The sequence below is a fragment of the Cyanobium sp. NS01 genome (assembly GCF_014280235.1).
GTDB lineage: Bacteria > Cyanobacteriota > Cyanobacteriia > PCC-6307 > Cyanobiaceae > NIES-981.
Genome location: NZ_CP047940.1, coordinates 1 through 20,376, shown reverse-complemented (window position 1 = coordinate 20,376; position 20,376 = coordinate 1). Strand labels below are relative to the sequence as shown.

Annotated in this window: 16 protein-coding genes; 4 read left to right on the top strand and 12 right to left on the bottom strand. The window is 70.1% G+C overall.

From position 1 onward, the window contains the following. Nucleotides 1-6 precede the first annotated feature (6 nt). On the bottom strand, nucleotides 7-1,230 hold the full coding sequence (locus tag CyaNS01_RS00080; RefSeq protein WP_255460157.1) for an NAD(P)/FAD-dependent oxidoreductase: 1,224 nt from the start codon (nucleotides 1,228-1,230) through the stop codon (nucleotides 7-9). 130 nt (nucleotides 1,231-1,360) lie between these two features. On the opposite strand from CyaNS01_RS00080, the gene dusA reads away from it, so the two are divergent. Next, nucleotides 1,361-2,386 (top strand): tRNA dihydrouridine(20/20a) synthase DusA, encoded by a 1,026-nt coding sequence (dusA, locus tag CyaNS01_RS00075; protein WP_186697876.1) that lies wholly within the window; start codon nucleotides 1,361-1,363, stop codon nucleotides 2,384-2,386. A 31-nt stretch (nucleotides 2,387-2,417) separates the two neighbouring features. Here the strand turns inward: dusA and CyaNS01_RS00070 are convergent, their stop codons facing one another. The 7 genes from CyaNS01_RS00070 to CyaNS01_RS00040 form a co-directional block, all read right to left on the bottom strand. Continuing rightward, complete coding sequence (locus CyaNS01_RS00070; protein WP_186697874.1) at nucleotides 2,418-2,873, bottom strand: RNA-binding protein; 456 nt, start codon at nucleotides 2,871-2,873, stop codon at nucleotides 2,418-2,420. A gap of 64 nt (nucleotides 2,874-2,937) precedes the next feature. Beyond that, nucleotides 2,938-4,365: an argininosuccinate lyase gene (gene argH, locus CyaNS01_RS00065; protein ID WP_186697872.1), complete on the bottom strand. Its 1,428-nt coding sequence runs from the start codon at nucleotides 4,363-4,365 to the stop codon at nucleotides 2,938-2,940. Nucleotides 4,366-4,400: 35 nt separating this feature from the next. Beyond that, entirely contained in the window at nucleotides 4,401-5,813 is a 1,413-nt protein-coding gene (locus tag CyaNS01_RS00060; RefSeq protein WP_370561607.1) for a PP2C family protein-serine/threonine phosphatase, read from the bottom strand. 35 nt (nucleotides 5,814-5,848) lie between these two features. Continuing rightward, nucleotides 5,849-7,408 carry a signal recognition particle-docking protein FtsY gene (ftsY, locus tag CyaNS01_RS00055; protein ID WP_186697870.1) on the bottom strand — a complete coding sequence of 520 codons (1,560 nt, stop codon included), beginning with the start codon at nucleotides 7,406-7,408 and terminating at the stop codon, nucleotides 5,849-5,851. Beyond that, nucleotides 7,408-8,067 carry a transcription antitermination factor NusB gene (gene nusB / locus CyaNS01_RS00050; RefSeq protein WP_186697868.1) on the bottom strand — a complete coding sequence of 220 codons (660 nt, stop codon included), beginning with the start codon at nucleotides 8,065-8,067 and terminating at the stop codon, nucleotides 7,408-7,410. The genes ftsY and nusB overlap by 1 nt, the downstream gene beginning before the upstream one ends. Next, complete coding sequence (locus tag CyaNS01_RS00045; protein WP_186697866.1) at nucleotides 8,067-8,792, bottom strand: DUF502 domain-containing protein; 726 nt, start codon at nucleotides 8,790-8,792, stop codon at nucleotides 8,067-8,069. The genes nusB and CyaNS01_RS00045 overlap by 1 nt, the downstream gene beginning before the upstream one ends. A gap of 69 nt (nucleotides 8,793-8,861) precedes the next feature. Further along, entirely contained in the window at nucleotides 8,862-9,530 is a 669-nt protein-coding gene (locus tag CyaNS01_RS00040) for an HpsJ family protein (RefSeq protein ID WP_186697864.1), read from the bottom strand. 45 nt (nucleotides 9,531-9,575) lie between these two features. On the opposite strand from CyaNS01_RS00040, the gene queG reads away from it, so the two are divergent. The 3 genes from queG to CyaNS01_RS00025 all read left to right on the top strand — a co-directional run bounded on the left by queG (nucleotide 9,576) and on the right by CyaNS01_RS00025 (nucleotide 14,127). Further along, nucleotides 9,576-10,610, top strand: a complete 1,035-nt coding sequence (queG, locus tag CyaNS01_RS00035; RefSeq protein WP_186697862.1) for a tRNA epoxyqueuosine(34) reductase QueG — start codon at nucleotides 9,576-9,578, stop codon at nucleotides 10,608-10,610. A 9-nt stretch (nucleotides 10,611-10,619) separates the two neighbouring features. Beyond that, the gene (locus tag CyaNS01_RS00030) at nucleotides 10,620-11,507 is read left to right on the top strand and encodes a tetratricopeptide repeat protein (protein WP_186699972.1); all 888 of its coding nucleotides are present in this window, start codon (nucleotides 10,620-10,622) and stop codon (nucleotides 11,505-11,507) included. 112 nt (nucleotides 11,508-11,619) lie between these two features. Continuing rightward, nucleotides 11,620-14,127, top strand: a complete 2,508-nt coding sequence (locus CyaNS01_RS00025) for a DNA topoisomerase (ATP-hydrolyzing) subunit A (RefSeq protein ID WP_186697860.1) — start codon at nucleotides 11,620-11,622, stop codon at nucleotides 14,125-14,127. 10 nt (nucleotides 14,128-14,137) lie between these two features. Here the strand turns inward: CyaNS01_RS00025 and purF are convergent, their stop codons facing one another. Genes purF through dnaN form a run of 4 tightly spaced genes read right to left on the bottom strand, consistent with a single transcriptional unit; the run spans nucleotide 14,138 to nucleotide 20,203 of the window. Continuing rightward, a complete protein-coding gene (gene purF, locus CyaNS01_RS00020) occupies nucleotides 14,138-15,631 on the bottom strand; it encodes an amidophosphoribosyltransferase (RefSeq protein WP_225875707.1) in 1,494 nt (497 codons plus the stop codon). Nucleotides 15,632-15,686: 55 nt separating this feature from the next. Continuing rightward, nucleotides 15,687-18,089 (bottom strand): phosphoribosylformylglycinamidine synthase subunit PurL, encoded by a 2,403-nt coding sequence (gene purL, locus CyaNS01_RS00015; RefSeq protein ID WP_186697856.1) that lies wholly within the window; start codon nucleotides 18,087-18,089, stop codon nucleotides 15,687-15,689. A 54-nt stretch (nucleotides 18,090-18,143) separates the two neighbouring features. After that, complete coding sequence (locus CyaNS01_RS00010) at nucleotides 18,144-19,070, bottom strand: RNA methyltransferase (protein ID WP_186697854.1); 927 nt, start codon at nucleotides 19,068-19,070, stop codon at nucleotides 18,144-18,146. 5 nt (nucleotides 19,071-19,075) lie between these two features. Then, nucleotides 19,076-20,203: a DNA polymerase III subunit beta gene (dnaN, locus tag CyaNS01_RS00005; protein ID WP_186697852.1), complete on the bottom strand. Its 1,128-nt coding sequence runs from the start codon at nucleotides 20,201-20,203 to the stop codon at nucleotides 19,076-19,078. Between the last annotated feature and the right edge of the window lie 173 nt (nucleotides 20,204-20,376).

Genomic DNA, 20,376 nt, shown 5'->3' with positions numbered 1-20,376 from the left:
CTACCTTCAGATCCCCGTCTGACAGATCGCTGACTGGCTGGCCGCCGCGATCGCCCGGCCGGCCAGCCAGCCGGAGGTCCAGCAGTGCTGAAAGTTGAACCCACCGGTGACGCCATCCACATCGAGAAGTTCCCCGGCCATGTACAGGCCCGGCACGGAGCGGCTCTCCATGTGCGCCGTGCTGAGCTCATCGAGGGGCACGCCGCCGGCGCTCACGAACTCTTCCCCGAAGGGTCCGCGGCCCCGCACGCTGTAGCGGGAGCGGCGCAAGGCCTGGACCAGGGCCTGCTGGTTGCGCCTGGTGAGGTCCGCCCAGCGCTGGGCGGGATCCACCCCCTGGCTCTGCAGCAGGTGCAGCCAGAGGCGTCGACTGAGCTCAGGCCAGGGCCGGGCATTGGCCAGCTGCCGTTTCGCCTGGTCTGAGCGGGCCGCGGCCAGTAGCGCCGTGAGCTGCTGCTCCGAGCGGCCCCCGGTCCAGTCCACCAGGAGCTGAGCCCGATAGCGTGCGGCATGCAGCGCACGGGCCGCGAAGGCCGTGAGCCGCAGGGTGGCGGGCCCACTCAGCCCCCAGTGGGTGATCAACACGGGGCCGTCCTGCTGCACTCTGCTGCCGTCAGGAAGCTCCAGGGTGAGCTGCACAGGGTCCATCACCACCCCCGCCAGGGAGGTGAGCGCCTGCGCCTCCAGCGTCAGGGTGAACAGGGAGGGCACGGGAGGCACCTGGGTGTGGCCGAGGCTCACCGCCAGGCGGCGGCCACTGGGGTGGCCGCCAGTGGCCAGCACCAGCCGTTCGGCCAGCAGCGGCAGGGTGGACGCCCCACTGACGCGCACCTGAAGCGCAAAGCCCCCTTCCCGTCGCGCCACCTGCTGGGCGCTGGTGCCGAGGTGCACGGTCACCCCGGCCCGGCGGGCCGCCTGGCGCAGGGCCGAGACCACCGAGCTGGAGCGGTTCGAGCGGGGGAAGAGACGGCCATCGGCCTCTTCGACCAGATCCAGACCATGCTCAGCGAACCAGGCCACGGCATCGCCGCAGGCAAAGCGCGCGAACGGCCCGCGCAGGGCTTTCTGGCCGCGCGGGTAATGGCCCACGAGGCTGCGCGGATCCCAGCAGGCGTGGGTGACATTGCAGCGGCCGCCACCACTGATGCGCACCTTCTGCAGCGGCTCCGCCGTGGCCTCCAGCACGTGGATGTCACGCACGCCGGCTTCGGCGGCGATGATCGCCGCCATGAACCCGGCCGCACCGCCGCCCACCACCACCACCGCCGCCCGATCCGGCAGTGCCCCCGGCTCGGAACGCGGCTGGCGATCCGATGACCCCAGCGGCGGTTCAGGACCCATGGATCGGCAGCATGGGGCGATGAGGCAGCACGGCCAGAGCAGCCACCGCTTCAGCGTGGCTCCGATGATGGACTACACGGATCGGCATTTTCGGATGCTGATGCGCCAGATCACGCAGCACAGCCTGCTCTACAGCGAGATGGTGGTGGCCAATGCCCTGCACCATGCCAGGCAGGCGCCGGATGCGGCCAGGTCTGGGGGGCGATTGGAGCGGCTGCTGGGATTCCACCCGGCGGAGAAACCCCTGGCCCTGCAGATCGGGGGCGACGATCCCGCCCTGCTGGCGGCGGCCACGCAGCTGGCGGCCGACTGGGGCTACGACGAGGTGAATCTGAATGTGGGCTGCCCCAGCGAGAAGGTGCGCAAGGGGCGCTTCGGCGCCTGCCTGATGGCTGATCCAGCGCGCGTGGCGGCGTGCGTGGCCGCCATGGCCGCCGCCTCGCCCCTGCCAGTGACGGTGAAGCATCGGATCGGCATCGACGACCAGGACTCCTACGCCGAGCTGCTGGCCTTCGTGGACAGCGTGGCCGCCGCCGGCGCCAGCGGCTTCGCCGTTCACGCCCGCAAGGCCTGGCTCAACGGCCTCGACCCCAAGGCCAACCGCACGGTGCCGCCGCTGCGCTACGACCTGGTGCACCAGCTCAAGCGCGACCGGCCCCAGCTGAACCTGGAGATCAATGGCGGCCTGGAGACCCTGGAGGCCTGCCAGCTGCAGCTGCAGCTGGTGGATGGGGCCATGGTGGGCCGGGCCGCCTATGCCCATCCGATGCACTGGGTGGGGGTCGACAGCCAGATCCACGGCGATGCCAGCCGTCCTCCGGCCAGGGCCTCAGAGGTGGTGCACGGACTGATCCCCTATGCCGAGCAGTGGCTGGAGCGGGGTGAGCGGCTCTGGCCCCTGGCCCGCCACCTGGTGCACCTGGTGCAGGGGGTGAGCGGGGCGCGGCGGTGGCGGCAGCAGATCAGCACCGCCGCGAGCGGGCGGGAGGCGGGCCCGGAGGTGCTGCGACAGGCGGCCCAATGGCTGAGCAACCAGGGGCTGTGATCCTGCTTCTGGCCGTTCCATGGCTGCCGCGTCAGGCCTGCTGGGCCCCGTCACCACCACTGCTGCGCCGGCGACGGGTGCGACCCGCACCGAAGGAATCGGCGGCGCCGCCGCCGTAGCTGCGATCTTCCCAGCCCTGGGATCCTGAGCCGCGATCGCCGCCGCCGCCATAGCCGCCTCCCCCGCCGCCGTAGCCACCACCGCCGTAGCCGCCACCACCGCGACGGGGGCCACCACCGCCGCCACTGCGGGGTTCAGCCTTGTTGATGCGCAGGGGCCGGCCCATCAGCTCGGCTCCCTGCAGGGCCTCGATGGCACGGGATTCCATCTCCGGATCCGCCATCTCCACGAAGGCGAAGCCCCGCTTGCGACCACTGTCGCGCTCCAGCGGCAGGGCACAACTCACCACGTCACCGAAGGGTGAAAACAGCTCAGTCACATCCTCCTGCTCCGCGCGGAAGGGCAGATTGCCGACAAAGATGCTCACGAACCAAGGGTAGGCACTCGGGCCTCGAACGGCATCAGCCTAGGCCCGCCAAAGGGCCGCGCCCTCAGCCCTCCAGGCGACGGCGTGCCAGGTCCAGCTGCTCCCTCACCCGCTCAAAGGAGGTGCCTCCCTCACTGCGCCGGGCGGCCACCACCTGGCGAGGATCGATGGCCGCATAGATGTCATCGCGGAAGGCCGGGTGCAGGGCCTGCCAGCGCTCCAGGGGCAGATCCCGCAGCAGCACACCCTCCTGGAGACAGCCCTTCACCAGCCCTCCCACAAGCTGGTAGGCCTCCCGGAAGGGCACGCCGCGGGCCACGAGGTAGTCGGCCACATCGGTGGCATTGGAGAAATCGGCTGCCACGGCCGCCTCCAGCCGTCGGGGCCGGAACTCCAGGCCCTCCTCGAAGAGAATGGCCATGGCCTCGAGGCAGTCGAGCACGGTGGCCACCCCGTCGAAGAGGGCCTCCTTGTCTTCCTGGAAGTCCTTGTTGTAGGCGAGGGGCAACCCCTTGATCATGGTGAGCAGCCCCATCAGGTGGCCGAACACGCGGCCGCTCTTGCCGCGCACCAGTTCGGGCACATCCGGGTTCTTCTTCTGAGGCATCAGGCTGCTGCCGGTGGCGCAGCGGTCGCTGAGGGCCACGAAGCCGAACTCCTCGCTGGCCCAGAGGATCACCTCCTCGCTGAGCCGGCTGAGGTGGGCCAGCACCAGGGAGGCGGCCGCCATGAACTCCACGCTGAAATCCCTGTCGCTCACCGCATCGAGGCTGTTGTCGTAGATGGCGTCAAAGCCCAGCTCCGCCGCGGTCTGGCGCCGATCGATCGGCACCGGGGTGCCGGCCAGGGCCGCGGCGCCGAGGGGACAGAGGTTGACGCGGCGGCGCACATCGCCAAGCCGTTGGCGATCCCGCTCCGCCATGGCGACGTAGGCCAGCAGGTGGTGGGCCAGGCAGAGCGGCTGGGCCCGCTGCAGGTGGGTGTAGCCGGGAATCATGGTGTCGATGTGCCGTTCGGCCTGCTGCAGCAGGGCCCGCTCGAAGCGCACCAGGGCCACATCGATGGCATCGATCCGCTGGCGCAACCACAGCCGCAGGTCCGTTCCCACCTGGTCATTGCGGGAGCGGCCGGTGTGCAGCTTCTTGCCCAGCGGTCCGAGCAGCTCAATCAGCCGCCGCTCCACGGCGAAGTGCACATCCTCAGCCTCCAGGCCGGGGTTGAAGGCGCCGGCGGCCGCCTCGCGCCGCACCGTCTCCAGCCCCTCGATCAGCCGAGTGGCCTCCGTTTCGCTGATCACTCCGCAGCGGCCCAACATGCGGGCATGGGCGATCGAGCCATCCAGATCCTGCTGCAGCAGCTGGATGTCAAAGCCGATCGAGGCATTGAAGCGCTCGATGGCCGGATGCAGCCCCTGCTCAAAGCGGTTGCTCCAGCCGCCGGCCTCAGCGCCGGTGACACCGGCCTGCGGCGCGGGGGAGGAAGGGGCGGCCATCGGGACTGGGGCAGTCAGATCCGTCAGCTTGCCACTCAGCTTCCAAGGGCGGGCAGGCTGGGCAGCACGGGCTGGTCGCGCACTTTCAGCACCACGATCGAGGCGTCATCGTCGAGCTGGCGGTTGGCGCCCACGAAGCGATCGAGGCGGGCAAACAGCTGATCGAGAATCTCCTGGGCGCCGAGACCGGCCCGGCAGGCGGCCTGAAAGCTCTGCACGAGCCGCAGTTCCTCGTAGCGCTCGCCGCCGAGACCGATGGCCTCCGTGAGGCCATCGGTGTAGTACAGCACCACGTCACCGGGGGCGAGCACGGTGCCGTCCACGCCGTAATCGGCGTCGCTCTGCAGCCCGATCAGCGGGCCCGCCGCATCCAGCCGCTCCAGATGGTCCGCCTGGCGCCGCCACAGCAGGGGTGGATTGTGGGCGGCATTGCCGTAGCGCAGTCGCCTGGTACGAGGGTCGAAATCGGAATAGAAGAGGGTCACAAAGCGGTGGGAATGGGAGAGGTCCTCCTGGGCCAGCTGGTTGAGGTCGTGGAGGATCCGATCCGGTGGGTGGCCGCTCAGCACCTCGGCCCGCAACATGCCCCGCAGCAGGCTCATCAGCAGCCCGGCCGGCACACCCTTGCCCATCACGTCGCCCATCACCACGGCCCAGCGCTCTCTCTCGGGCGGGTGGCCGGGCCGGGCCGGCCGGGTGGGAATGAAGTCGTAGTAGTCGCCTCCCACCTGGAAGGCCGGCCGGCAGCGGGCCGCCAGCTCGATCCCCTCGATCACGGGGCAGCGATCCGGCAGCAGCTGGCCCTGCACCTCAGCGCCGATGCTGAGCTGGCGATCCACCCGCTCATGGCGCCGCATGTCCTGGAGCAGGGTGTCGTTTTCGAGGGCCACGCCGGCCAGATCGGCCACCAGCTGCACGTGGCGACGATGCACCTCGCTCCAGCTGTATCCCTGCCGCTGACTGAACACGTAGAGGCGGCCGCGCTGGCGGCTGCGGCAGACCACGGAGGTGGCGAAGACCTGAGCGCCGCCGATCAGCCGCGCCACGCGCTGATCGAGGCCACTGAGGTCGGTGGGGTCATCGTGCAGCAGCGGCCTCTCGCTGCTGGCCAGAGCCCCCAGCTGCCGCAGCAGCTCGGCGCAGCGCTCGTAGGGCGTGGCCTGAAGCTGCTCCTTCCAGAGGCGGCCGTCCTCATGGAACACCACCAGCACGGCCCCGTCCGCCTCCACCAGCCGCGCCGCCACCGCCGGCACCAGCTCCAGCAGGCGGCTGAGGTTGGTCACGCTGCGCAGCGCGAAGGCCAGGGAGGCCAGCAGATCCAGGTTGCGGCGCTGCTCCCGGTTCAGGCTGTCGAGCAGTTGCCGCATCGAGGCCGCCGCCGCAGGGTCAGGTGCTGCAGCCGCAGGGGCCTGGTGGGCCTCAAGGGGTGTGGGCGGCTTCTGGCTCAAGGAGCGGCCGCGGAGGATCCGAAGGGTAGCGGCGATCAGCCCGCCATCAGGGCTTCCACAAACTCAAAGCTGTTGAACGGCCGCAGGTCGCGGATGCCCTCGCCAGCCCCCACGAACCGGATCGGCAGCCGCGCCTCCGACGCCACCGCCAGGGCGACGCCACCGCGGGCACTGCCATCCAGCTTGGTGAGCACCACGCCGGTGAGCCCGGCGGAGCTGGCGAAGGCCATCGCCTGCCTCAGCCCGTTCTGGCCCTGGCTGGCATCGAGCACCAGCAACGACTCCACCACGGCCTCGGGCGCCAGCTTGTCGACGATGCGCCGCACCTTGGCCAGCTCCTCCATCAGGTTGTGCTTGGTCTGCAGCCGGCCGGCCGTGTCCACCAGCACCAGTTCCGTGCCCTGGGCCCGGGCCGCCCCGAGGGCGTCGTAGACCACGGCGGCGGGATCAGCGTTGGCACTGGGGTTGGAGATCACCGCCACGCCACTGCGCTCACCCCACACCTGCACCTGCTGCACGGCAGCGGCCCGGAACGTGTCGGCAGCGGCGATCAGGCAGCTGTAGCCGCTGCGCACCGCCAGGTTGGCGAGCTTGCCCAGGGTGGTGGTCTTGCCCACTCCATTGACTCCCACCAGCAGCCACACATTGAGGCGGCCGCGCTCGGGGGCCAGCAGGGGGCTGGCGCTGCCCTGGCTGGGGTCATCGAGGATCTGGCGCAGCTGTTCCTTGAGAAAGCGGATGCCCTCGGCGGGATCCACCACCTCGCGGTTGAGGCGCTGGCGCAGGGCGTCCAGCACGTGATCAGTGGCGCTCACGCCCACATCGGCCCGCAGCAGGGTGGTTTCGAGGTCGTCGAGGGTCTCGGGGCTGAGGGGGTCATCGCCAAGCCGTTCCAGCAGCTGGCTGACAAAACCCTGGCGGGTTTTTTCCAGCCCCTGGCGCAGCCTCCCCAGCCAGTCGATCTCCTCGAGCGACACGTCCTCGACCCGTCGTCCCTGGGCCGCCAGCACCTCGGCCGACCAGGTGAAGGTGTCGTCGAACGCCCCCAGCTGGGGTTCCACTGCCCGGGATGGGACTGGGGCGCCGGGCTCAGGCGGCTTCTGGGCAGGGGCCGCTGGCGTGGTGGCGGCATCAGCTGTGATCGCAGCGGCAGCGTCGGTGATCGCCTGCTGGCGCTCGGCCCGCTTGGCCGCGGCCTGCTCGAGCAGCGAGACCGGAGCTACCAGCGTGGTGGAGGGCTCGGGGCCGGGGGGAGGGGCCGGGGCCGGGCTCGCTGAATCTTCTGTGGCGGCGCCTGCTGGTGGCGGAGCCGGAGCGGCAACCGCTGGCTCAGGCTCAGGGGTCTGGGCTGGCTGCTCGGCCGCCAGCTGCTGGGCCTTGAGGCGGGCATAGGCCTCCCGGGCCCAGGCGAGGGCGTCCTGGTCAGTGGCTGGTGTGGCCCCAGCAGGGGCAGGCTCGACGAGCCCCGGCTCAGGCACTGACTCGGACGGGGCCGGCTCTGGCGTTGGCCCTGCTTCGGGGGAAGCGGTGGGGGGCGTGTCGCCTGCAGCCGGGGCCGGGGAAGCAGGCCTGCGCCTGAACCAGTCGAACACCATCAGGAGGCCGTCACTGCGTTGGTGAAGCGGCGCAGCACGCCGTTGATCATGCGCCGGCCCTGTTCATCGCTGTAGCGGTTGGCCAGATCCACGGCCTCGTTGCAGGCCACGGCGGCTGGGGTGCCGAAATCGGCGAGATCCACGGCGGCCAGGCGCAGGATATCGCGGTCGATGCGGGGCAGCCTGGTGAGGCGCCAACCCTCCATCACGGCATCGAGGCGGCGATCGATGTCGTCGCGCTGACGCAGCACGGCAGCAGCACGGTCCAGAGCACCGCGGCGCACCTCTTCCTGGTCAGCCAGCATCAGCAGGCGCGGCAGTTCCAGGCTGGCCGAGAGGCGGTTGAGCGCCTGCTCCGCGGCGGCCAGGCCATCGTTGAGATGCTGGCGCACCCGGGGCAGCTGGCTTGGGCCCTGATCCTGCAGCTCGCTGTCGAGCAGGTGCTGCTGCGACAGCTGCAGATCGGCGGCGGAGCGATCGAGGGCTTCGCGCACGTGCTGGCTGAGGCTGGCCAGGGCCTGCTGCAGCAGCTGATCGAGGGCCAGATCGGCGGGAGCCTGGCTGGCAGCGGCCGCCTTGGCTGCAGCGCCATCGCCACGGTCACTGATCTGGCCGAGCATCAGCAGGGCCAGTTCGCGGGAGAGGGTGCGGCTCTGCATCAGGACATCTGGGGGGCGCGCAGCTGGGCCAGCAGGCTGGAGAAGCTGCGGTTGGGGGTTTCGCGCTCGTCGGGGTTGACGATGCCTGCCGAGATGATCGTGCGGAAGGCGTCCTCCACGGAGAGATTGAGGTCGCGCACGGAGGCCTCGGGCACCACCGCATACCAGCCGGTGGTGGGATTGGGAGCGGTGGGGATGAACACGCTCAGCATCGGCTCAGTGAAACCGGCCTGCAGGGCGCTGCCCAGCACCCCCGTGACAAAACCCAGAGCAAACTGACCCTCACGCGGATATTCCACCAGGACCACGCGGCGGAAGCGGGTGGCATTGCCCTGCAGGAAGGTTTCCAGAAGCTGCTTGAGGGTCTTGTAGACGGAGCCCGCCAAGGGGATGCGCAGCAGGGTGCCCTCGCCGAACTCGAGCAGCCAGCGCCCCACGATGTTGCGGGCCATCAGGCCGATCAGCAGGATGGCCAGCAGCGGCACCACCAGCCCCACCCCCAGGTTGATCAGCTCCTGCAGCAGCGGGCTGAGGGTGTTGAACGGGTTGAACTGCTTCGGGATGGAGGTGAGGAACGCCAGCACGAAGCGGCTCACCGTGGTGGCCAGCCAGATCGTGGTGGCGAGGGGAATCACCACCAGCAACCCGGCGATCAGGTCGTTCTTCAGGTCCTGCTGGAGTCGGTTGCTCAGCGGCTGATCTGGTTTGGGACTGGATTGAACCAAGGCAAAACCCGGGGATCCGGTCGACAGCTGCCACGGGCACAACTTAGCCAGCCGGGCCGCCGCCCCGTTTCAGACGAGGGCGACGAGGGCAACAAGCACGAAGGCCACCGCCAGCACCATGGCCCGCCCCGTTCCACCGAAGCGGCGCTGCTGCACGGAGAGATCACGGCCGAGGCGCGCCTGGTCGATCTGCTGCTGCGCCTGGGCCAGCTGGGGTTTGAGCTGGCTGTCGATGAACTCCTGAGCCCGCTGCTTCTTGAGTTCGTCGCTGGCATCGGCCGGAATCCGGCCTTCCCGCTCGGCCTCCGCGATCAGCTGGTCCACAAAGGCCGGATCCTGCAGCTGCTGTTGCTGCTGCTCCAGCTGGGAGGTCTGCTGGGCGATCTGGGCTTCCGACTCCTGCATCTGGGTCATGAGGGAGCGCTCCGCCTCCACGGCAACGGGCACCGTCACCACCATCGCCACGGCCAAGAGGATGGCCAGCACGCCCGTGGTCCAGCGCAGGGCCGTCCGGGAGGAGGCCGCCTCGAGGCGGCTGCCGAACAGCATCAGCAGCAGGCCCACCAGGGCCATGGGCGACTCGGACACGAGTCGATCGACGAACACCTGGCGGAACGGCTCCAGCGACCAGTTCCAGGCGGCAACGAGAGCTGCGATCTGCAGCGCCATGAGCAGCACCAGGGTGAGGCCGATCCAGCGCAGGAGGAAGGCCAGGCGGCCGTGGGGAGCTGTACTCACTGGCGTTGCGTTGCAGAATGAGATTGCGTGGCAACTGTACGGGCGATGCCGAGCGGCACCCAGCGCGCCCGCTTCGGCCATGGCCGCAAGCCAGAGCCGACGGGCGATCCGGCCGATCTGGCGGAGGCCCTGAAGCAGCGGGCCCTGGCCCTGGGATTCGATCCCGTGGGGGTGGCCGCCGTACCGGGAGGGCCGCGGCTGCCACTGCGCAGCGCGGCGCTCGAGCGTTGGCTGCAGCGGGGAGACCAGGCAACGATGGCCTGGATGGCCGATCCGCGCCGTCGTGAGGTGGAAACGCTGCTGCCCGGCGTGCGCAGCCTGCTGGCGGTGGGGCTGAACTATCACGTTGCGGCGGAACGGCCCCGCGGCGCCCTGAAGGTGGCCCGCTACGGCTGGGGTCGGGACTACCACCGGGTGATCGACGGGCGCCTGCGGCAGCTGGGCCGCTGGCTGGAAAGCCAGGTGCCCGGCTGCCGCTGGCGGGCCTGTGTGGACAGCGCACCGCTGATGGACAAGGCCTGGGCGGAGGAAGCCGGTCTGGGCTGGATCGGCAAGCACGGCAACCTGATCCATCGCCGTAAGGGCTCCTGGCTGCTGCTGGGCCATCTGCTCACCAGCGTGGCGCTGCCGCCGGACCAACCGGCCGTGCCCCTCTGCGGCAGTTGCAGCCTCTGCCTGCCGGCCTGCCCCACCGGAGCGATCCGGGAGCCCTTCGTGGTGGACAGCCGGCGCTGCATCGCCTTCCACACAATCGAGAGCCGCGACCCGCAGCTCCCCGCCGCGATCGCCGAGCAGCTGCAGGGCTGGGTGGCGGGCTGCGACCTCTGCCAGGAGGCCTGCCCCTGGAACCAGCAGCCCCTGGAGAGCACAAGCGATCCCGACCTGGCACCGAGACCCTGGTGGCTGAGCCTTTCGGCCGACGCCCTGCAGTGGAGTGACGCGCAGTGGGACGAGCGGCTGCGCGCTTCGGCCCTGAGGCGGATCAAGCCGTGGATGTGGCGACGCAACCTGCGGGCGGCCCTGGGGCGGCCGGAGCCTGAACCGGTTCGAAAGCCACTCCCTAGGGTGGGAGAGCCTTGATCCATGTCAATGAGTTCGCGCTGGCTGCGCGCCCTTGCACGCGTTGCCCTGGGACTGACCCTCAGCCAGACGCTCCCGGCCCAGGCCCTGGTGCCCTACGCCTACGTTCCGAAAGCCGAGGAGCTGCAGGGTGCCGGCCTGGGCATCGCCCAGGCGGCCGCCAGGCTGCTGCGTCTGGGCCAGGCCGAAGACGCCGCCCGGCTGGCTGCCCTGACGGTGCAGCTCCTGCCTGGCGATCCGCGCGGCTGGATGCTGCTGGCGGAGGCCCAGCTGCGCAGCAACCAGCGCCAGGAGGCGGCCGTCTCCCTGGCCAGGGCGAAGCAACTCGATCCCAGCAACGCCGGCATCTGGTTCGCCGAGGGGTCCCTGGCCCTGCGGGATGGCCGCCCGGAGCAGGCGATCGGCCTGCTGGAGCAGGGCCTGCGGCTCGACAGCCGCAACGCCAGCGCCTACTTCGACCTCGGCAATGCCCACATCCTGCTGAACCAGCCCTCCCAGGCCCTCAAGGCCTTCGAGCGGGCCAGTGGCCTGCGCAAGGACTTCTGGGAAGCCATCAACAATCAGGCCCTGGTGCTCTACGAGCAGGGCAGCGTGGATGAGGCGATCAGCCGCTGGCGGCGGGTGCTGCGGATCAAACCCGACGCCGCTGAACCCAACCTGGCCCTGGCCGCCAGCCTGTTCCGCCGGGGCGGTGAAGCCCGCAGCGAAGCCCTGGAGCGGGCCGGCAAGGCGCTCGACGCCGAACCCAACTATGTGCTGGACAGCTATCAGAAGGAGCAGTTGTGGGGGCCGAAACTGCGCACCACCACCCAGCAGCTGTTCGAGCAGCGGGAGCTCAGGGCCCAGGTGGACCGCGCCATGGCCAATGCCAGCCCGGAGGATGGCATCGGCCTCTGAGCGATCGGGTGAGCCATCGGCAGCGGCGGCGGCACTCCTGGGCGCCGCAATCCCCCACGGCAGCTGATCGGTAGGCTGAGCCCCACCTCTCGCCCCCAGACTTCAGCAGCGGATGGCCGAGGAGCGCGGCAACGAAGGCAACGGCGGATCCGAGTGGGCGGGCCGCATCCAGCCGATTGCCCTGCATCAGGAGATGCAGCGCTCGTATCTGGAATACGCCATGAGCGTGATCGTGGGACGGGCCCTGCCCGACGTCCGCGATGGCCTCAAGCCGGTGCAGCGGCGCATCCTGTTCGCGATGCATGAGCTCGGGCTCACCCCCGACCGCCCCTACCGCAAGTGCGCCCGCGTCGTGGGCGACGTGCTCGGCAAATACCACCCCCACGGCGACCAGGCGGTCTACGACGCCCTGGTGCGCCTGGTGCAGACCTTTGCCAGCCGCCATCCGCTGCTCGATGGCCACGGCAACTTCGGCTCGGTGGACGACGATCCGCCGGCCGCCATGCGCTACACCGAAACGCGGCTGGCCCCGATCGCCAACGAGGGCCTGCTGGATGAGATCGGCAACGACACCGTCGATTTCGCCTCCAACTTCGACGGCTCCCAGCAGGAGCCCACCGTGCTGCCGGCCCAGCTGCCGTTCCTGTTGCTGAACGGCTGCACCGGCATCGCCGTGGGCATGGCCACCAACATCCCTCCCCACAACCTCGGCGAGGTGGTGGAGGCCCTGGTGGCCATGATCCGCAAACCCGATCTGAGCGAGGAGGAGCTGCTGGCCCTGGTGCCCGGCCCCGACTTCCCCACAGGAGGGGAGGTGCTGATGAGCAGCGGCGTGCGCGACACCTACCGGCTCGGTCGGGGCAGCATTCCGATGCGGGGAGTGGCCCACATCGAGGAGGTGCAGCCTGGCAAGGGACGGCACCGGCGCAGCGCTGTGGTGATCACCGAGCTGCCCTACCAGCTGAGCAAGGCCGGCTGGATCGAGAAGCTGGCCGAGCAGGTGAACGACGGCCGCATCGGCGGCATCGCCGACATCCGCGACGAGAGCGACCGGGACGGCATGCGGGTGGTGGTGGAGCTGCGCCGCGACGCCAGCGCCGACAACGTGCTGGGGGAACTGCAGCGGCGCACGGCCCTGCAGAGCAACTTCGGCGCCATCCTGCTGGCCCTGGTGAACGGCCAGCCGGTGCAGCTGAGCCTGCGGCGGATGCTGCAGGAGTTCCTGGACTACCGGGAACTCACCCTGCTGCGCCGCACCCGCCACGCCCTGCGCCGCTGCGAAGACCGGCTTGAGGTGGTGGAGGGTCTGCGCAAGGCCCTGGCGGCCCTGCAGGACGTGATCGCCATGATCACGGCAGCTGCCGATGCCGCCAGCGCCCGCGCCAGCCTGCAGGTGCGGCTCGACCTGAGCGAGCGCCAGGCCGACGCCGTGCTGGCCATGCCCCTGCGCCGCCTCACCGGCCTGGAGCAGGAGAGCCTGCATAAGGAAGCCCAGGATCTGGTGCAGGAGCGCACGCGGCTGCGCCACCTGCTCGACGACCGCACCAGCCTGCTCAAGGCGATGGTGACGGAGTTCAAGGCCCTCAAGGCGCGCTTCGCCACACCCCGCCGCACCCGTCTGGTGGAGGGCGGCGACGACCTGGTGGCCCAGCGGACCGCCGCGGCCAGACCCAATGCGGAGCTGCAGCGCCAGCAGGCCCTTGAGGCCCTGCCGCCGGACAGCCGGCTGGTGGTGCAGGCCGATGGGGCGGTGAAAATCGTGACGCCCCAGGTGCTGGGGCGGCTTCACCTCGATGAGGCGATCGCGCTGGGCGACCATCCCGCCCCCGGACAGCTGGTGCTGGCCGTGACCGGCCAGCCGCCGGTACTCGCCTTCACCACCGACGGACGGGTGGCCCTGCTGCGCTGGGAGTTCGCCGGCCAGCAGCCCGGCCCGCTGGAGCGGTTCCTGCCCGACAGCCTCGATGGCGCCACGGTGTTGCAGTTGCTGCCGCTGCCGCAGGACAACCCGGAGCAGCCCCTGAGCATCGGACTGCTGAGCAGCGACGGCCGCTTCAAGCGACTCCCCCTCGACGCCTTCCAGGAACTCTCCGGCCGCGCCGCCACGGTGCTCAAACTCAAGGACGGCGTGCACCTGCAGCAGGCGGTGCTCTGCCGGGAAGGGGAGGATCTGGTGGTGGCGAGCAGCACGGGCCGGATGCTGCGGCTGCTGGTGCAGGAAGCGGATGTGCCGCTGATGGGCCGGGCCGCCCAGGGGCCGGTGCTGCTGCGGCTGCTGCCGGACGAGCAGGTGGTGGGGGCCAGCTGCCTGGCCGGAGACGGATCCGTGCTGCTGGCCAGCCGCTGTGGCCTGATCAAGCGGCTGGCGGTGCAGAGCCTGAGGCGCTGTCAGCGGGGCGATCTGGGCCAGATCGGCCTGCGCTTCAGCCAGCGGGGCGATGCCCTGGTGGCCGTCTGCGACGACCGCAGCAAGGTGGTGGCCGTGCTGGTGGGCGAGGGCCGCAGCAGCCGCTTCATCCCTGGGAACCTCAGGCTGGAAGACGCCAGCAGTGCCCCTGGGGAACCCCTGCCGATGCGTCCAACCGAAACCTTGCAGGCCCTCGTGCCCCTGCTGGGCTGAGCAAGGGGGCTCAGCGCAGGCTTGCGGCGATGCCGGCGGGCTCGAGCATCAGCTTGCTGGAGCGCACGTCGTCGTCCATGGCAATCGGATAGTTGCCATCGAAGCAGGCGGTGCAGAAGTGGGAGGAGTTGGCCTGGGCGGCCTCCACCATGCCCTCCTGGCTCAGGTAGGCGAGCGAGTCCACGCCCAGGTGGGCCGTGATCTCCTCGAGGGTGAGCCGGGCGGCGATCAAGTGATCCTGGCTGTCGGTGTCGATGCCGTAGAAGCAGGGGTGGGTGACGGCCGGTGAGCTGATCCGCATGTGCACTTCGCTGGCACCGGCATCGCGCAGGGCGGCCACCAGCTTGCGGCTGGTGGTGCCACGCACGATCGAGTCGTCGATCACCACCACCCGCTGGCCTGCCAGCACATCGGGCAGAGGATTGAGCTTCACACGGATGCCGGCCTCGCGCATCGCCTGGGTGGGCTGGATGAAGGTGCGCCCCACATAGCGGTTCTTGATCAGGCCATCGGCATAGGGGATCCCGGTGATCTGGGAGTAGCCGATCGCCGCCGGAATGCCCGAGTCGGGCACGCCGATCACGATGTCGGCCGCCACGGGGGTTTCGCGGGCCAGCACTTTGCCGATGCGCACCCGGTAGCTGTAGAGCGATTCACCGAAGAAGCGGCTGTCGGGGCGGGCGAAATAGATCATCTCGAACACGCACAACTTGGCGGGTTCGTCACACCAGAGGCTGCGCCGCGGCTCGGCCTCCCCCTGCAGGTAGTGGATGATCTCGCCTGGCTGCACGTCGTCTTCGAAGCTGGCGCCGATGATGTCCAGCCCGCAGCTCTCGCTGCTCACCACCCACTGGCCGTCGCCGGGTTCACCGAGGTGGCCGAACACCAGCGGGCGGATGCCATGGCCATCGCGCAGGGCAAACAGGGAGCCGGCGGTGCCGATCACCAGGCTGAAGGCCCCACGGCAGAGACCCGCCGCTTCGCGGATGGCGGGATCCCAGTCGAGCCCACGGTTCACGGCCCGCTGCACGGCAAAGGCGATCAGCTCCGAATCGGTGGTGGAGGTGAGTTCGCTGGCAATCTCACGCAGGTCTTCGCGCAGCTGGGAGGCATTCACGAGGTTGCCGTTGTGGGCGAGAGCAAAGGGACCCAGCCGGGTGTTGAGCACCACGGGCTGGGCATTGCACACCTTGCTGCTGCCGGTGGTGGAGTAGCGGTTATGGCCGATAGCCAGGTGGCCGGGCATGCGCTCCAGCACGTCCTGATCAAACACCTGGCTCACCAGGCCCATGTCCTTGTGCAGACGCACCTGCTGGTCGTCATCGAACACGGCAATCCCCGCCGACTCCTGCCCCCTGTGCTGCAGGGCATAGAGACCGAAGTAGGTGAGGTTGGCCACCTGCTGACCCGGAGCCAGCACGGCGTACACACCGCAGGCCTCTTCGGGCTTGTCAGAGCGCTCGTCGGGGGACGCGATGGACGGGGCGGGCTCCGGATGCTTCACCGCCACAAGCCCACTGTCACAGAGGTCGTCGTCGCATTCTGCACGACCACACCGCTCAACTGGTGGGGGGCAGATCCACACCCATGCGGCGGGGAATGGCCTGCTCGAACTGCTGCGCCAGGGCGCTGACCGGCACGTCCAGCAGGGAGTGGCCAGCCAGGCTGATCTGCAGCTGGGGCGTGGCCTCGACGCTCCCCAGCCGTTGGGCCGGCAGGTCATCCCCCGCCTGGACCAGGGCCTGCTGCCAGGCTCCAGCGTGGCAGGCCGGCACCCCCACCAGCACCCTGGCGCCGCCCTCGGCAAACAGGAGGCGATCAATCCTGTGGCTGCTGGCGGGCAGGTCCAGGCCAGCACCAAGGCCGGAGGCGATGCAGCTCTCGGCCAGCGCCACCGCCAGGCCGCCATCGCTGAGGTCGTGGGCGGCCGTCACCAGCTGGGCTGCAATCGCCTGGCGCAGGAAGGACTGGACGCGCTGCTCCAGGGGCAGATCCACCAGGGGCGGGCGACCGGTGATCTGGCCGTGGATCGTGGCCAGGTAGCTGCTGCCCGCCAGCCCGAAGCGCTCGTCTGCCTTCCCGCCATGCTCCTGCTGCCCGATCGGCAGGCCCAGCAGCCAGATGGCATCGCCAGGCTGGCGCCAGCCCAGGCCACAGATCCGGCTGAGGTCATGCACCAGGCCCACCATGCCCACCACGGGCGTGGGGTGGATCGGCTGCATGCGGCCGTCGGGGAGCCTGGTCTCGTTGTAGAGCGACACGTTGCCCCCGGTGACGGGCGTGTCGAGGGCGCGGCAGGCCTCCGAGAGGCCGCGGCAGGCCATGGCCAGCTGCCAGTAGCCCGTGGCGGTGTCGGGGGAGGGGAAGTTGAGGTTGTCGGTGATGGCCAGGGGCTCGGCACCCACGCAGCTGAGGTTGCGGGCGGCTTCGGCCACCGCCGCCATGGCACCGCGCTCGGGGTCGAGGGCCACCCAGCGGTTGGGGCAATCCACCACGGCCGCCACGCCGCGGCTGGCCCGCTGCATGGCCCCCTCCCCCTGTTGGGGCCGCAGACGCAGCACCGCCGCGTCGGCGGCTCCGGGCGTCACCACCGTGTTGGCCTGCACCTGCTGGTCGTACTGGCGGTACACCCAGCGCTTGGAAGCGATGCTGGGGTCATCGAGCAGGGCCAGCAGCACCGCGTTCCAGCTCAGGCGGGCGGCAGCGTTGGGGCCGGCGGCAGGCGTGATGCCGGCGGCGCTGGCCTCGGGCAACTGGTCCTCGCTCCAGCGCCAGTGAGCCTGGATCGGCTCAGGGGGTTCGGCCAGCAGGTCGTGCTGGTTGATCGGCGTGTCCTCGGCCAGGGCGCTGGCGGGCACCTCGGCGGCCACCCGGCCGTGCTGCAGCACCCGCACCACGTTCTCCTGCAGCACCCGGCCCACCACCGCCGCCTGCAGCCCCCAGCGGGTGAAGCGGGCCATCAGCGCCTGCTCGCGCTCGGGCTTCACCACGAAGAGCATGCGCTCCTGGGATTCGCTGAGCAGAAACTCGTAGGCGCTCATGCCGCTCTCGCGGGCCGGCACGCGATCGAGATCGAGCTCGATGCCCAGGCCCCCCTTGGCCGCCATCTCCGAGCAGCTGCAGGTGAGGCCGGCGGCGCCCATGTCCTGGGCGGCCACCACATCACCACTCTGAAAGGCCTCCAGGCAGGCCTCGATCAACCCCTTCTCCAGGAAGGGATCGCCCACCTGCACGGCGGGGCGGTCGTCGAGGGAGGCCTCGGTGAGCTCGGCTGAGGCGAAGCTGGCGCCTCCCATGCCGTCGCGGCCGGTGGTGCTGCCCACGTAGACCACCGGGTAGCCCACCCCCTCAGCGCCGGAGCAGACGATCTCGTCGGTTTCCATCAGCCCCAGGGCCATGGCGTTCACCAGCGGATTGCCGGAGTAGCTGGGGTCGAAGGCCACCTCGCCGCCCACCGTGGGCACGCCCACGCAGTTGCCGTAGTGGGCGATGCCGGCCACCACGCCCTCCATCAGGCCCACGTTGCGCTCGTCCTCGAGGGGCCCGAAGCGCAGGGCGTTGAGCAGGGCGATCGGCCGGGCGCCCATGGTGAAGATGTCGCGCAGGATGCCGCCCACGCCGGTGGCGGCCCCCTGGAACGGCTCCACGGCCGAGGGGTGGTTGTGGCTCTCGATCTTGAAGGCCAGGCGCTGACCCTCGCCCAGATCCACCACGCCGGCGTTCTCACCCGGGCCCACCAGGATGCGCGGGCCGCTGGTGGGGAAGCCCTGCAGCAGCGGCCGCGAGTTGCGGTAGCAGCAGTGCTCCGACCACATCACGCCGAACATGCCCAGCTCGGCGCGGTTGGGGGCGCGGCCGAGGCGGCGGCAGATCTCCTCGTAGTCGGCCTGGCTGAGGTTCTCCTTGCGCAGGGCCTCGGCGAGGGGGAAGTCGGGAGCCGGATCGTGGAGGGCAGCAACCACAGCCGGAGCGGATCAGGAACTGCCAGTGTGGCTGAGCGGCCGAGCTCCCCCTGATCAGCCCCAGGGATCCTCTTGCTGCTCCTGCTCCGCATGCCTGGACGCAGGCCGGCGGCGCCTTGAAGACCGGGGCAGCGGCGGTCCGTCCTGCTCCTCCTCCATGGCCTCGCTGGGCTCCTCCTGCCAGGGCTCTTCCCAGGGCTCCAGGGGCGCTTCGGCGGGCTGGTCCTGGAAGTCGACCGGCTGCCGCCGGGTCGGCTCCAGGCCCGGGTCCCAGTCCTCGTCCCAGCCAGGATCCCAATCCGCGGCGCGGCGCAGATCCGGCGCTTGCGGGCCTTCACCCCAGGGGGGCTCCTCCAGCCAGCCCTCCACCCGCTGTTCGACGCGATCGCCCACCTGCTGGAACTGGTCGCGCAAGCGAGTGGTTTCCTCCTGCATCTGATCCCGCCAGCGCCTGGAGCGCCGCAGGAACTGCTGCCGCACGCTGGCCCGGGCCAGGGGCAGGTCATCGAGACCCTGCAGGGCCGTGAACACCTGGCCGGGCTGCTGGTCCACGATCCGCTCCGGGCTCAGGCGCCAGCGGCTGCTGCCCGGCAAGCGCGGATCACTGCGGCTCACCAGGTAGTGAAGGATCCGGCCGCTGGCCAGCTCGATGGCGGCATCGGCCAGGGTGCCGATCGGCTCGCGCCTGCTATCGAGCAGGGAGGCATCGATCAGCGTGGGCAGCCGCTCCAGGGTCTCCTGGTCGGTCTCGGCGGGTTCCCCCTTCACCAGCACCTCCAACTCGAGCAGCCCCCTCAACTGGTCGAGACGCCAGACCAGGCGACGCGAGCCGAAGGCGGACGGACGGCTGACCCAACCCAGCACCCGGTGCACCGGCGGGTGCATCCACACCATCACGCCGGCGCCCCGCTCCAAACCCTCCTGGCAGCGCACCCGGCGCCGCAGCAGATCACTGAGCAGAAGCTGATCGGGGAGCCCCACGCTGCTCAGCTGCGGATCTGCACCGGCATCACCAGGTAGGTGAAGTCCGAAGCCTCGCGGGGCCGTAGCACCGCCGGGGTGGTGGGGGCGTTGCAGTGCAGGTCCACCTGATCGGAGCCAATCGCCTTGAGACCTTCCAGCAGATAGCGCACGTTGAAGGCAATCTGCAGCCCCTCGCCCTCGATCGTGGCCGGCAAGGACTCCGAACCCCGGCCCACGTCCTGGGCGTCGGCCTGCACCTGCAGCGTGCCGCTGGTGGGATCGGCCGTGATCTTCACCACGTTGTTGTGCGGGTCGGCCAGCACGGCCACCCGCTCCAGGGCGGCGATCAGGGCGCGACGATCAATGCCGATGCGTCGCGTGAACGCCTCGGGGATCAACTGGGGGTAGTTGGGGTACGTGCCGTCGAGGCTGCGGCTGGTGAGCACCTGGTCTGCCCAGAGAAACACCACCTGGCCGTGCTCACAGAACAGGCTGAGCGGATCCTGGGAGTGGCGGCTGGAGAGCAGGCGCTCCAGCTCGCGCAGGGAGCGGGAGGGCACGGTGACCGCGAAGGGCTCACCGATGGCGGCGTGGGCCAGGCGCAGCACCGACAGCCGGTGACCATCGGTGGCGGCGCACTCAAGGCCCTGTCCATCGAGCCGCAGGTGCACGCCGGTGAGCATCTGCTTGGCCTCATCGCCACTGCTGGCGAACAGGGTGGCCCTGAGCCCCTGAGCCAGGGCCTCGGCCTCCAGGCGCAGCGGCTCGCCGCTCTGCACCAGTGGCAGATCGGGGAAGTCATCAGCGGGCATGCCGCGCATCTGATAGGTGCCCGAGAGGCTGATCAGATCCACGAGATCGGCCTGGTCCGGGCAGGTGATCGTGATCGGGCCATCGGCCGACAGGCGCGAGACGATCTCGGCGAACAGCCTGGCCGGCAGAGTGATGGCGCCGCTCGTTTCCACCTCGGCCGCCATGCTGGTCTGGATGCCAAGGCTGAGGTCGTAGCCGGTGAGGCTGAGGCGGCCGGTGCCGGCGTCTGCGGTGAGCAGCACGTTGGCCAGCACGGGATGGGTCGGCCGCGTGGCGACGGCACGACTGACCAGCTGAAGGCTGCCGCTGAGTTCTGTCTGGGAGCAGACCAGCTTCATGGCGATGCGGTGCCGTGCCGGAGGACGGTCTGACGGGAGGCTCCACGGTTCCACAGCGCGGCTGATTGCGCAACGGCGGGGATCCGGCGCTGGTCTGCCGACTTCTCTGAACAGATCAGATCATTAGAAGCAAGAGCAACCCGTCGTCGTAGAGCCTGTGGAAACGGCGGAAA